This is a genomic window from Streptomyces thermoalcalitolerans (assembly GCF_039525155.1).
Lineage (GTDB): Bacteria > Actinomycetota > Actinomycetes > Streptomycetales > Streptomycetaceae > Streptomyces > Streptomyces thermovulgaris.
In genome coordinates this window covers 1-13,407 of sequence record NZ_BAAAHG010000085.1, presented here as the reverse complement: position 1 = coordinate 13,407, position 13,407 = coordinate 1, and the positions used below count along the sequence as shown (strand labels likewise).

General features: G+C 71.6%; 10 protein-coding genes. 6 read left to right on the top strand and 4 right to left on the bottom strand.

All coding sequences use genetic code 11. The features are described 5' to 3' along the window. From ABD224_RS27860 to ABD224_RS27835, 6 genes are all read left to right on the top strand, one after another. Positions 1 to 1,607: MinD/ParA family ATP-binding protein (locus ABD224_RS27860; protein ID WP_344054820.1), on the top strand; the 1,607-nt coding region annotated here is incomplete at its 5' end. A 326-nt stretch (positions 1,608 to 1,933) separates the two neighbouring features. Beyond that, positions 1,934 to 3,826, top strand: a complete 1,893-nt coding sequence (locus ABD224_RS27855) for an ABC transporter substrate-binding protein (protein WP_344054818.1) — start codon at positions 1,934 to 1,936, stop codon at positions 3,824 to 3,826. A 40-nt stretch (positions 3,827 to 3,866) separates the two neighbouring features. Further along, a complete protein-coding gene (locus ABD224_RS27850) occupies positions 3,867 to 4,940 on the top strand; it encodes an ABC transporter permease (protein WP_344054816.1) in 1,074 nt (357 codons plus the stop codon). After that, positions 4,937 to 5,881 carry an ABC transporter permease gene (locus ABD224_RS27845; RefSeq protein WP_344054814.1) on the top strand — a complete coding sequence of 315 codons (945 nt, stop codon included), beginning with the start codon at positions 4,937 to 4,939 and terminating at the stop codon, positions 5,879 to 5,881. The genes ABD224_RS27850 and ABD224_RS27845 overlap by 4 nt, the downstream gene beginning before the upstream one ends. Beyond that, positions 5,878 to 6,876, top strand: a complete 999-nt coding sequence (locus ABD224_RS27840; protein WP_344054812.1) for an ABC transporter ATP-binding protein — start codon at positions 5,878 to 5,880, stop codon at positions 6,874 to 6,876. Before ABD224_RS27845 ends, ABD224_RS27840 begins: the two co-directional genes overlap by 4 nt. Continuing rightward, positions 6,873 to 7,877 carry an ABC transporter ATP-binding protein gene (locus ABD224_RS27835; protein ID WP_344054810.1) on the top strand — a complete coding sequence of 335 codons (1,005 nt, stop codon included), beginning with the start codon at positions 6,873 to 6,875 and terminating at the stop codon, positions 7,875 to 7,877. The genes ABD224_RS27840 and ABD224_RS27835 overlap by 4 nt, the downstream gene beginning before the upstream one ends. A gap of 95 nt (positions 7,878 to 7,972) precedes the next feature. On the opposite strand, the gene ABD224_RS27830 is transcribed toward ABD224_RS27835, so the two are convergent. The 4 genes from ABD224_RS27830 to ABD224_RS27815 form a co-directional block, all read right to left on the bottom strand. Then, positions 7,973 to 8,977: a bifunctional riboflavin kinase/FAD synthetase gene (locus ABD224_RS27830; protein WP_344054808.1), complete on the bottom strand. Its 1,005-nt coding sequence runs from the start codon at positions 8,975 to 8,977 to the stop codon at positions 7,973 to 7,975. A gap of 442 nt (positions 8,978 to 9,419) precedes the next feature. Beyond that, positions 9,420 to 10,325 (bottom strand): tRNA pseudouridine(55) synthase TruB, encoded by a 906-nt coding sequence (gene truB, locus ABD224_RS27825; RefSeq protein ID WP_344054806.1) that lies wholly within the window; start codon positions 10,323 to 10,325, stop codon positions 9,420 to 9,422. Then, on the bottom strand, positions 10,322 to 10,774 hold the full coding sequence (gene rbfA, locus ABD224_RS27820) for a 30S ribosome-binding factor RbfA (RefSeq protein WP_344054804.1): 453 nt from the start codon (positions 10,772 to 10,774) through the stop codon (positions 10,322 to 10,324). Before rbfA ends, truB begins: the two co-directional genes overlap by 4 nt. 69 nt (positions 10,775 to 10,843) lie before the next feature. Continuing rightward, on the bottom strand, positions 10,844 to 11,137 hold the full coding sequence (locus tag ABD224_RS27815; protein ID WP_067397973.1) for a DUF503 domain-containing protein: 294 nt from the start codon (positions 11,135 to 11,137) through the stop codon (positions 10,844 to 10,846). Positions 11,138 to 13,407: the final 2,270 nt, after the last annotated feature.

The following is a 13,407-nucleotide window of genomic DNA, read 5'->3' as shown; positions in this document are numbered from 1 at the left end:
CGCAGCAGCCGCCCGCCCAGCCGCCCACGGGTGCCCCCGCGGCACCGGTCGGCCCCCAGCCGGGGTACGGCTTCCCCCAGCCCGGTACGCCGGGTGCGCAGCAGCCGCCCGCCCAGCCGCCCACGGATGCTCCCGCGGCACCGGTCGGCCCCCAGCCGGGGTACGGCTTCCCCCAGCCCCAGGGCGCCGCTCCCGCCCCGCCCGCCCCGCCCGGCGGGTACGGCTTCCCGCAGCAGCCCGGCCCGGCGCAGGGGCAGCAGCCCGTCGATCCCCGGCTCGGCACCGCCTGGCCGCAGCCGGTGCAGCACGATCAGCGGCAGCCGCAGCCCGGGGCCGCTCCGCTCGGTTACACGGCGGCCGTGGAGCTGTCCTCCGACCGGCTGCTCAGCAACAAGAAGCAGAAGGCCCGCAGTTCCCGGCCGGTCGGTTCCGGGTCCCGGTTCAGGCTCGGCGGGAAGAAGGAGGAGGCCGAGCGGCAGCGGAAGCTGGAGCTGATCCGTACGCCGGTGCTGTCCTGCTACCGGATCGCCGTGATCAGCCTCAAGGGCGGTGTCGGCAAGACGACCACCACCACCGCGCTCGGGGCCACGCTCGCCAGCGAACGGCAGGACAAGATCCTCGCCATCGACGCCAACCCGGACGCCGGTACGCTCGGCCGCCGGGTGCGCCGGGAGACCGGGGCCACCATCCGTGACCTGGTCCAGGCGATCCCGTACCTCAACTCCTACATGGACATCCGGCGGTTCACGTCCCAGGCGCCCTCCGGGCTGGAGATCATCGCCAACGACGTCGACCCGGCCGTGTCCACGACCTTCAACGACGAGGACTACCGCCGCGCGATCGACGTCCTGGGCAAGCAGTACCCGATCATCCTCACCGACTCCGGCACGGGTCTGCTCTACAGCGCCATGCGCGGTGTGCTCGACCTCGCCGACCAGCTCATCATCATCTCCACGCCGTCCGTGGACGGTGCGAGCAGCGCCAGTACGACGCTGGACTGGCTGTCCGCGCACGGGTACTCCGAGCTGGTGGCGCGTTCCATCACCGTGATCTCCGGTGTGCGCGAGACCGGAAAGATGATCAAGGTGGAGGACATAGTCGCCCACTTCGAGACCCGTTGCCGCGGGGTCGTCGTGGTGCCCTTCGACGAGCATCTGGCCACGGGTGCCGAGGTCGATCTGGACATGATGCGGCCGAAGGTGCGGGAGGCGTACTTCAACCTCGCGGCGATGGTCGCCGAGGACTTCGTACGGCACCAGCAGGCGCAGGGGCTGTGGACGTCCGACGGCAACCCGCCGCCGGTCGCGCCCCCGCCGCTGCCGGGGCAGCCGCTTCCGGGTCAGCCCGTGCCGGGTCAGCCCCCCTACCCGGGGCAGCACCCTTATCCGGGACAGCCGGGGCAGCCGGGACACCCGGGGCAGCCGGTCCCGGGGCAGTTCGCTCCCCAGCAGCCCGCCCCGCCCGTCCCCGGTCAGCCGTACCCGGGGCAGCCCCCCGTCCCGGGTCCGCAGCCCGGGCAGCCGCAGCACCACGCCGGCCCGCCCTACCCGCAGCAGCCCCCGCAGGGCCAGACCCCGCCCCCGCCTCCTCCCCCGCCCTCGCAGTAACCCGGCAACCGCACCGCGCGCCTTGGGCCCGCGCCGTCACCCGACGGCGCGGGCCTTCGCACATTCGCAGACAGAATCGGTCGAGTTTCCGCCGCCATGCCCCCACCAGGAGGGCTTCAGCGGTCTGGACCAATGGGAACGCCAGAGTGGCACGCTCATTGTTTCCGCAGGCCACAGGGGGTTTGACACACCGTTGACGCGTGCAGACTGCCGCTGATAGACACTCACCTCATTCCGCCGGCGTCAACCGATCAAGCCCGTTCAAGCCCGCCCCGGCAGGAGGCGCAAACCGTTTCCTGCGTGCGATGACGCGAGGTCACCGAGCCATGAACCCACATGATCAGCACGACAGAAGACGCACCGGCCTCCGTACCGGCCCCCGTCCGAAGGGGGTCCGGCTTCTCGTCGCAGGCGTGGCCGCTCTCGTTCTCACGGCCGGTCTCGCCACCCCGCTCGCCCCGGCCGCTCCGCAGGCCCGGGCCGCGGAGAACGCCTCGGACACGTCGGGCAAGAAGGTCCTCACCGTCGCCGTCGCGCAGAGCGTGGACTCGCTCAGTCCCTTCCTGGCGGTACGGCTGGTCAGCACCAGCATCCACCGGCTGATGTACGAGTACCTGACCAACTACGCCCCCGAGGACGCCCATGTCGTCCCGGGCCTGGCCACCAAGTGGGAGGCGTCGCCGGACAAGCTGACCTGGACCTACACGATCCGCTCCGACTCGATGTGGTCGGACGGACGGCGGGCCACCGCCGAGGACGCGGCGTGGACGTTCAACAAGATGATGACGGACCCGGACGCCGCCACCGCCAACGGCAGCTTCGTCGCCAACTTCGCGCAGGTCACCGCACCCAGCCCCACCCGGCTGGTGATCCGGCTGAAGAAGCCGCAGGCCACGATGACCGCGCTCGACGTGCCGATCGTGCCCAAGCACATCTGGGAGAAGGTCACGGACTTCTCCGAGTTCAACAACGACAAGAGCTTCCCGGTCGTCGGCAACGGGCCGTTCATCCTCACCGACTACAAGCCCGACAGCCATGTGCGGCTGAAGGCCAACAAGAACTTCTGGCGGGGCGCGCCGAAGTTCGACGAGCTGGTCTTCCGGTACTACAAGGACCAGGACGCCGCCGTCGCCGCCCTGCGCAAGGGCGAGGTCTCCTTCGTGGCCGGCTCGCCGTCCCTGACCCCCGCCCAGGCGGCCTCCCTCAAGGGCGAGAAGAACATCCGCGTCAACGACGCCCCCGGCCGCCGCTTCTACGCCCTGGCCGTCAACCCGGGCGCACGGGCCAGGAACGGCGAGAGGTTCGGTGACGGCCACCCGTCCCTGCACGACCAGCGGGTGCGGCACGCACTGTTCATGGCGGTCGACCGGAAGGCCGTCATCGACAAGGTCTTCCAGGGCCACGCGGTGGAGGGCCAGGGCTACATCCCGCCGCGTTACCCGGCGTACTTCTGGAAGCCGCCGGAGGACCGGCGGCTGGCGTACGACCCGGTGAGGGCCGGCCGGCTCCTGGACGAGGCGGGCTACCGGAAGAACGCCGACGGCAAGCGCGCCGGCAAGGACGGCAAACCGCTGAACTACCGGGTGCTGTGCCACGCGACCGATTCCAACGACAAGGCGATCGGCACGTATCTGCAGGAGTGGTGGGGCAGGCTCGGCATCGGGGTCACCCTCACCTGCCTGGACAACGTGACCGACCCGTGGCTCGCGGGCACGTACGACCTCGCCTTCGACGGCTGGTCGGTCAACCCCGACCCCGACTTCGTGCTCTCCATCCACACCTGCGCCGCGCTTCCGGCGACCCCCAGGGACACCGGCGCCACCGACAACTTCATCTGCGACAAGACGTACGACGAGCTGTACGCCAAGCAGCTCGCCGAGTACGACCCGGCCAAACGGGCGGACCTCGTCCGGCGGATGCAGGCGCGGCTGTACGACCTCGGGTACATGAACGTCATGGCCTATCCGAACGCGGTCGAGGCCTACCGCACGGACCAGATCGCGTCGATCACCACCATGCCGGCGAAGGCCGGGAACATCTACGGGCAGGACGGCTACTGGAGCTGGTGGTCGGCCGTTCCGGCGGACTCCGGTGACTCCTCGGGCGGTTCCACGTCCGCGGGGGTCGTCGCCGGGATCGTGGCGGGTGCCGCCGCCCTCGCCGGTCTCGTGGTGTTCCTCGCGCTGCGCCGCCGGGCCACGGCGGACGACCGTGAATAGGCCGTGGGCAGACCGTGGGCGAAGCAGGCGGTGAGCGCGCATGACCGCTGAGGCGACATCCTCGCCCGTCGAGGGGGCCGTCGCCGTCCCGGGGACGCCCGGGCCGGCGGCGGGCCGGGGACCACGGACGAGGACCGGTGCCGCGTATCTGCGGTACGGGGCGGGCAAACTGGCCGGTGCGGCCGTCTCGTTGCTCGCCGTCCTCGTCACCAGCTTCTTCCTCTTCCGGCTGATCCCGGGCGACCCGGTGAGGTTCATGACCGGCGGCCGGCCGGTCTCCGCCGAGCAGATCGCCGTCTACCGCAGGGAGTTCGGGCTCGACCTGCCGTTGTGGCGGCAGTTCACGGACTACTGCGGCAAGGCGCTGACCGGGGATCTGGGGACTTCGTACCAGTTCCGTGCCCCGGTCATCGACAAGATCACCGAGGCGCTGCCCAACACCCTGCTGCTGACCGGGACGGCCTTCGTGCTCTACACCGCGCTCGGCATCGTCCTCGGCACCCGCTCCGCCTGGCGGCACGGCGGGCTCGGCGACCGCCTCAACACGGGTCTGGCGCTGACGCTCTACTCCGTCCCGTCCTTCTGGCTGGGGCTGCTGCTCATCATCGTGCTGTCGGTGGGCGTGGGCCCGGTTCCGGGTCTGTTCCCGACCGGGGGCATGGAGTCGGGCGGCAAGGAGGGCTTCGCGTACGCCGTCGACGTCGCCCACCATCTCGTCCTGCCGGTGGTGACGCTGGTCGCGGTGGAGTACGGGCAGACCCTGCTGGTCACCCGGTCGGCGCTGCTGGACGAGATGGGCAGCGACTATCTGACGACCGCGCGGGCCAAGGGACTTCGGGACGCCCTCGTACGGCGCCGGCACGCTGTGCCGAACGCACTGCTGCCGACCATGACGCTGGTCTTCGTCAATCTCGGCCGGACCGTGGCGGGGGTGATCCTCGTCGAGACGGTGTTCTCCTGGCCGGGTCTCGGCGGGCTGTTCTATCAGGCGCTGAGCGTGCCCGATCTGCCGCTGGTGCAGGGGCTGTTCTTCTTCTTCGCCGCGGCGGTGATCGTGATGAACACCCTCGCCGACCTGCTGTATCCGCTGCTCGATCCCAGGGTGGGCCGATGACCGTCAAGACCACCGCGCAGCCCGGCCCGCAGGTGCCCGGCCCGGGCGCCCCCCATCCGCGTGCGCTGGCCCGGCAGCGCCGCCGGGCCTCCGCCGCCCGTTTCTGGAGGCAGTACCGGACGCACCGTGCGGGCGTCCTCGGGCTCGTCGTGCTCGTGCTGTGCGTACTGGTGGCCCTGACCGCGCCGCTGACCGTCGGGGCGGACGCGCAGAGCGTGACCGGCGCGCCCGGCGGGCCGCTGGAGAGCCCGAGCGCACGCTTCCCGCTGGGCACCGACCGGTTCGGCCGCGATCTGCTCGGACTGGTGATCTGGGGGTCACGTGTCTCCCTGCTGGTCGGGCTGCTCGCGGCCGTGCTGTCGGTGGCGATCGGGACGCTCATCGGCATCACCGCGGGGCACTTCCGCGGCTGGTACGCCACGGTGATGATGCGGATCACGGACTGGTTCCTGGTGATGCCGACGCTGGTGCTCGCCATCGCGCTCGCCACCGTGCTGTCCCGCTCGCTGGGCACCGTCGTCCTGGCGATCGGCGTGACCACCTGGCCGACCACCGCGCGTCTGGTGCGGGCGCAGACCCTGGCGGTGGAGGCACGGCCGTACATCGAACGGGCGAGGGCGCTCGGCGGCGGCCACTGGCATGTGATGTCCCGGCACGTGCTGCCGAACGTCATGCCGCTGGTGCTCGCCCAGACCACCCTGATCATCTCCTCCGCGATCCTGGCGGAGGCGACGCTCGCCTTCCTCGGGCTCGGTGATCCGACGGTCGTGTCCTGGGGCGGGCTGCTGCAGGACGCGCGGGAGGCCGGGGCGGTCAGTTCCGGCGCCTGGTGGTACCTGGTGCCGCCCGGAGTCGCCATCGCGGTGGTCGCGCTGGCGTTCACCCTGTGCGGGCGAGCGGTCGAGTCCGTCCTCAACCCCAGGCTGGGGGTGTCCCGTTGACCCTGCTCGACGTGCGGAACCTGGAAGTGACGTATCCGGGCGGCGCGGCCGCCGTGCGCGGGGTCGACCTGGCCCTCGCCCCGGGCGAGAAGCTCGGCGTCGCGGGCGAGTCGGGCTGCGGCAAGTCCACGCTGGCGCTGGCGCTGCTGCGGCTGCTGCCGGCCGGGACCCGGATCGGCGGCGAGATCCTGCTGGACGGCGAGGACGTCCTGACGATGAAGTGGGGCCGGGTGCGGGCGGTGCGCTGGGCGGGGACGTCGATCGTCTTCCAGGGCGCGATGCACTCGCTGAACGCCGTGCACCGGATCGGTGACCAGATCGCCGAGCCGATCCTGCTGCACCGCCGGGCGACCGCCGCGGGCGCGCGGAGAAGAGCGGGGGAACTGCTGGAGCAGGTGGGGCTGCCCGCGGCCCGGGCGCGCGCCTATCCGCACGAACTGTCCGGCGGGCAGCGGCAGCGGGTGATGATCGCGATGGCGCTGGCCTGCGATCCGCGTCTGATCGTCGCCGACGAGCCCACCACGGCACTGGACGTGATGGTCCAGGCCCAGATCCTGCGGCTGATCCAGCGGCTGGTGAGCGAGCAGGACCTCGGGCTGATCATGATCAGCCATGATCTCGCCGTGCTGGCCGACACCTGCGACCGGCTGGCGGTGATGTACGCGGGCCGGGTGGTCGAGGAGGGCCCGGCCCGGCAGGTCTACGAGGACGCCCGGCACCCCTACGGCAAAGCCCTGTCGGAGGCGTTTCCCCGGATCGGCGACCCGGCGTCCCGGTTCGCTCCCCGCGGTCTGCCGGGCGATCCCCCGGATCCGGCGGCGGTGCCCTCCGGGTGCGCGTTCCATCCGCGCTGCCCGGTCGCGCTGGACGTCTGCGCCGTGCGGGACCAGGTGCTGCGCGCGGCGGGAGCGGGGCGGCGGGCGGCTTGTGTGCATGTGCCGCACGGGGCCGCGGCCACCGAGGACGAGGCGGAGGCGAGGAGCGGCACGGCATGACGGACACGTCACAGCTGCTGAGGGTCGAGGGCCTGCGCGTCGCCTTCCCCGGCCCAAGCGGCGCGCCGGCCGCCCGGGCCGTGGACGGAGTGGACCTCGGCATCCGCCGCGGGGAGATCGTGGCGCTGGTCGGCGAGTCGGGGTGCGGGAAGACGACGCTGGCCCGCTCGCTGCTCGGTCTGGTGCGGCCGGCCGCGGGGCGCGTCCTCTTCGACGGCGCCCCGCTCGACTACTCCTCGCGCGCGCTGAAGGCGTACCGCAAGCGGGTCCAGCTGGTGCTCCAGGACCCGAGCGGCTCGCTCAACCCGCGTCACACCGTGTACGACGCCGTGGCCGAGGGGCTGCGCATCCACGGGTACGGCGGGGACGAGCGGGCGGCGGTCGCCGAGGCCCTGTCACGGGCCGGGCTGCGTCCGCCCGAGCGGTTCTTCCTGCGCTATCCGCACGAGCTGTCCGGGGGGCAGCGCCAGCGCGTGGTCATCGCGGGCGCGCTGGTCCTGGAGCCCGAACTCCTCGTCGCCGACGAGCCGGTGGCCTCCCTGGACGCCTCGGTGCGCGGTGAGATCCTCGCCCTGCTGCTGCGGCTGCGCACCGAACTCGGCCTGTCCGCGCTGGTGGTGACGCACGATCTGGGGCTGGCCTGGAACATCGCCGACCGGGTCGCGGTGATGTATCTGGGGCGGATCGTGGAGACCGGCGAGGTGGAGCAGGTCCTGACGGCGCCCCGGCATCCGTACACCCGGGCCCTGCTGTCCGTTCTGCCCGAGGCTCCCGGGGATCCGGTCGTCCTCGGCGGCGAGCCCCCGGACCCCTCCCGCATTCCCTCCGGCTGCCGTTTCCACGTCCGCTGTCCCGTCCTGGCGAGCGGGGAGGCCGAACGGGCGGGTGTGGCCGGGGACTGCCGCGACCGGGATCCCGGGGTTCCCGGCGCGAGCGGCGAGGCGCATGTCGCGTGCCACTGGGCACGCGCGCGGGCGGATGCCGCTCCCCCGGCGCCCTGAGGGCCCGTCCGCGGCTCTCCGTCCGCGCCCCGGCGTCCGCCCGCCGACGGGAGCCCGACGGGCCTCGGGCAGGTCCCGGGCGGGTCCGGCGCGGGCTACTCCGTCCTGGTGTCGGTCCTCGTGTCCGTCTTCGTGTCGGTCCCCGTGTCCGTCCTCGTGTCCGCCGCGATGATCTCCCGGCACTGGGCGACGTCCTCCGCCATCCTCTCCAGCAGCGCCTCGAGGGAGTCGAACTTCGCCTGGCCGCGGACGAAGGCCAGGAACTCGACGGAGACGTGCAGCCCGTAGAGGTCGAGGCCGACGCGGTCGATGGCGTACGCCTCCACCGTGCGCTCGGTGCCGTCGAACTGCGGGTTCGTGCCGACGGAGATCGCGGCCGGCATCACCTCGCCCTGGGCGTGCAGATAGCCGGCGTAGACACCGTCGGCGGGGATCGCGGTGTGCGGGAGCGTCTCGACATTGGCCGTGGGGAAGCCCAGTTCGCGGCCCCGCTGGGCGCCGCGGACCACGACGCCCTCCACCCGGTGCGGGCGGCCCAGGATCTCACGGGCGCCCTCGACGTCGCCCTCGGCGACCAGACGGCGGGTCAGGGTCGAGGAGAAGGGCTCGCCGCCGCCCGCCTCCCCGGTGAGGTACAGGTCGACGACCTCGACCTCGAAGTCGTAGATCTTGCCCTGCTCGGCGAGGAACTCCACGTTGCCGGCGGCCTTGTGGCCGAAGCGGAAGTTCGGGCCCTCGACGACCGCTTTGGCGTGCAGCTTGTCGACCAGCACCTTGACGACGAACTCGGCCGGGGACAGCTTCGAGAACTCCACGGTGAAGGGCAGGACGAGCACCGCGTCCACCCCCAGCTCGGCCATCAGTTCGGCACGGCGGTGGTGCGGGGCCAGCAGCGGCGGATGGCTGCCGGGGCGCACGACCTCGCTGGGGTGCGGGTCGAAGGTGACGACGACGGTGGGGATGCCGAGTTCGCGGGCGCGGTTCACGGCGTGCTTGATGATCAGCTGGTGCCCGCGGTGGACTCCGTCGTAGGAGCCGATGGTGACGACGCTGCGCCCCCAGTCGTGGGGAATGTCCTCCAAGCCACGCCAGCGCTGCACTGTGACCGCTCCTCGTCGCACCTGTGGTCCCTGTCGCCTCGTTCGCCTTGTTCGTCTTGCTGTGCGTCTTGCTGCTTGTCCGCAGGTCTAAGGGTGCCATGCCCCGGGTTCCCCCCTCGCACGGGCATGGACCCTGTGACGGGGTGCACGCCGTCCCGGCGGCTGCCGGCCGGGCGAACAGGTGGCGGACAGCAGGTGCCGGACAGCGGATGCCGGACGGGGACACCCGCACCCGCCGTGCACGCGGGGAAAGCGGCGAACGCGCCCCTCGCGCTCCCCTGGTTCACTCCGAGCGCCCGCACGGCCGGGTGAATGGGCGGGGGCGGCTGGATACAGCTCAGAAGTGGGGGAACCGAGGGGGGCCGCCGTGGAGCGGCGACAGGGGCCACGCCCCGTGCTCGCCGCTCCACGGCCGGACGGCCCCGCGGACGGACGGCGGCCGTCAGCCGAAGACCGCCAGGCTCCTGGTCTTGCCCCGCTGCTCCTCCACGAGGGCGAGGAAGCGGCCCTCGGGGCCGAAGACGGCCACGGGGCCGGCGCCCGCGTACTCGTCGGGGATGTCCAGCCGCACGCCGTTGGTGAGCAGCCGGGCGCGCCGGGCGTCGACGTCCCAGCGGGGGAACGCGGCCGCGGCCGCCTCGGCGATCGGCATCACGGTCAGTTCCCGCTCGAGCTGCTCCAGCGTCCTGGCGGAGTCCAGCTTGTACGGGCCGACACGGGTGCGGCGCAGTGCGGTGAGATGACCGCCGACGCCGAGGTCCGCGCCCAGGTCGCGGGCGAGGGCGCGGATGTAGGTGCCGGAGGAGCAGACCACCGACACCACCAGGTCGAGCACGGGGGTGCCGTCGTCGGCGACGGCGTCCCTGATGTCGTGCACCTGGAAGGAGGAGACGGTCACCGGGCGGGCCGGGATGTCGAACTCCTCGCCCTTGCGGGCGCGCTTGTACGACCGCACACCGTTGATCTTGATGGCGCTGACCCTGGACGGCACCTGCATGATGTCGCCGGTCAGCTTGGCGATGGCCTTGTCGATGGCGTCCCGGGTGACGCGGGAGGCGTCCGTGGAGGAGGTGACCTCGCCCTCGGCGTCGTCGGTGATCGTGCTCTGGCCGAGCCGTACGGTGCCGAGGTACTCCTTCTCGGTCAGCGCGAGGTGGCCGAGGAGTTTGGTGGCCCTCTCCACGCCGAGCACGAGAACGCCGGTGGCCATGGGGTCGAGGGTGCCGGCGTGGCCGATGCGCCGGGTCTTCGCGATCCCGCGCATCTTGGCCACGACGTCGTGCGAGGTGAAGCCCGCGGGCTTGTCGACGATGACGAGGCCGTCGGGCGGTGTGGACTTGCCGCTCATCCGATGACGTCGCCCGTCCCGTTGTCGCTCACCGGCTTCCGGTACGGGTCCGCGTCACCGGCGTAGGAGGCCCTGGCGGCGGCCTCGCGCACCTTCGCGTCGGAGGCACGGGCCTTGTCGAGGAGGTCCTCGATGGTCCGGGCGGTCTCCGGAAGGGCGTCCGCGACGAAGGTGAGGGTGGGGGTGAACTTGATGCCGGCCGCGCGTCCCACCTCGGAGCGCAGGATGCCCTTGGCGCTCTCCAGTCCGGCGGCCGCGGCCTTGCGGTCCTCGTCGTCCCCGTAGACCGTGTAGAAGACGGTCGCCTCCCGCAGGTCGCCCGTGACCCGGGTGTCCGTGATGGTGACGTGCGAGCCGAGCCGCGGGTCCTTGATCCCGCGCTGCAGCTTCTGGGCCACTACCTCTCGGATGAGGTCCGCCAGCCTTTTCGCCCGCGCGTTGTCGGCCACTGGTCCGTCTCCCGTTCTTTCTTCTTCTCGTTGCGTGGTGTGCGTGCTGTCTGTCCGGGTGACGCCCGTCTAGTCGTCCTCCCCGTGGAAGCGGCGTCTGACGGACAGCAGCTCCACCTCGGGGCGGGCGGCGACCAGCCGTTCGCACCGGTCCAGGACGTCGGTCAGGTGCGTCGCGTCGCCGGAGACCGCGGCGAGGCCGATGACGGCTCGCCGGTGGAGGTTCGCGTGGTCCACCTCGGCCGCGCTCACCGCGTACTTGCGCTGGAGCTCGGCGACGATCGGGCGGACGATGGAGCGCTTCTCCTTCAGTGAGCGGACGTCGCCGAGGAGAAGGTCGAAGGACAAAGTCCCCACGTACATGTGTGCGACCGGGTTGCCCGCCGGTACGGGGTCGGTGGTCCTGCCTTCCGGGTGGGCAGGGACATCAAGAACCGTACCGCGAACCCGAGCGGCGGCTCGACGGGGTTTTCCTCGCCTTTCCTCACCCGTTCGCCGCCCGACCGGTGGAGGGAGCGCGGCAGACGGATGAGGGCATGCGTGCGGAGGGGCGCGGGGCGCCCGGAGCATGGCACACCGGCCGGCGGGACCCGGGTCCCGCCGGCCGGCCGTGCTGCGCGCCGTGGGCCGTTACACCCGCGGCTTCTCGCGGAGCTCGTACGTCGCGATGATGTCGCCGACCTTGATGTCGTTGAAGTTTCCGAGGTTGATACCGCCCTCGAAGCCTTCGCGGATCTCGGTGACGTCGTCCTTGAAGCGACGCAGACCGTCGATCGTGAGGTTCTCCGCGACGACCTTGCCGTCCCGGATGAGGCGCGCCTTGGCGTTCCTCCTGACCTCGCCGGAGCGGATGACGACACCCGCGATGTTGCCCAGCTTGGACGACTTGAAGATCTCGCGGATCTCCGCCGTGCCGAGCTCGACCTCCTCGTACTCCGGCTTGAGCATGCCCTTGAGGGCCGCCTCGATCTCCTCGATCGCCTGGTAGATGACCGAGTAGTAGCGGACGTCCACGCCCTCGCGCTCCGCCATCTGCTGGGCCCGTCCAGCGGCCCGGACGTTGAAGCCGATGACGATCGCGTCGGAGCCCATGGCCAGGTCGATGTCGGACTCCGTGACCGCACCGACACCACGGTGCAGGACGCGGATGTCGACCTCCTCGCCGACGTCCAGCTGGAGCAGGGAGGACTCCAGCGCCTCGACCGAACCGGAGGCGTCGCCCTTGATGATCAGGTTCAGCTGCTGGACCTCGCCGGCCTTCAGCACCTTGTCCAGATCCTCCAGGGACACACGGCGTGCGCGCTTGGCGAAGGCCGCGTTGCGCTCGCGGGCGGCGCGCTTCTCCGCGATCTGACGGGCCGTACGGTCCTCGTCGACCACGATGAAGTTGTCGCCCGCGCCCGGGACGTTGGTCAGGCCCAGGACCTGGACCGGCATCGACGGACCGGCCTCGGTGACGTTCTTGCCGCTGTCGTCGAGCATCGCCCGGACCCGGCCGTACGCGTCGCCGACCACCATCGTGTCGCCGACCCGCAGCGTGCCTCGCTGGACCAGGACCGTGGCGACGGCGCCGCGACCGCGGTCCAGACGGGACTCGATCGCGATGCCCTGCGCGGCCTGCTTGGGGTTGGCCCGCAGGTCGAGCGTCGCGTCGGCCGTGAGGATGACCGCCTCCAGGAGGCTGTCGATGTTCAGGCCCTGCTTGGCGGAGATGTCGACGAACATGGTGTCGCCGCCGTACTCCTCGGCCACCAGGCCGTACTCGGTCAGCTGACCGCGCACCTTGGTCGGGTCCGCACCCTCGACGTCGATCTTGTTGACCGCGACCACGATCGGCACGTCGGCCGCCTTGGCGTGGTTCAGCGCCTCGACCGTCTGCGGCATGACGCCGTCGTTGGCCGCGACGACCAGGATCGCGATGTCCGTCGACTTCGCACCGCGGGCACGCATGGCGGTGAACGCCTCGTGACCCGGGGTGTCGATGAAGGTGATCGCCCGTTCCTCGCCGTTGACCTCGGTCGTGACCTGGTAGGCACCGATGTGCTGGGTGATGCCGCCGGCCTCGCCCGCGACGACGTTCGTCTTGCGGATCGCGTCGAGCAGGCGGGTCTTGCCGTGGTCGACGTGACCCATGACGGTCACCACCGGCGGGCGGACGACCAGGTCCTCCTCGGAGCCCTGGTCCTCGCCGAACTCGATGTCGAAGGACTCGAGGAGCTCGCGGTCCTCCTCCTCCGGGCTGACGATCTGAACGTTGTAGTTCATCTCCTCGGCCAGCAGCTGCAGCGTCTCGTCGGAGACGGACTGCGTCGCCGTGACCATCTCGCCCAGGTTCATCATGACCGCGACGAGGGACGCCGGGTTGGCGTTGATCTTCTCCGCGAAGTCGGTGAGCGACGCGCCACGGGAGAGCCGGATGGTCTCGCCGTTGCCGCGCGGCAGCATCACGCCGCCGACCGACGGGGCCTGCATGGCCTCGTACTCCTGACGGCGCTGCCGCTTCGACTTGCGGCCACGGCGGGCCGGACCGCCGGGACGGCCGAAGGCTCCCTGGGTGCCACCGCGGCCACCGCCGCCGGGACGGCCGCCGAAGCCGGGACGGCCACAAGTCGGATCGTAGCCATGTCGTTCTG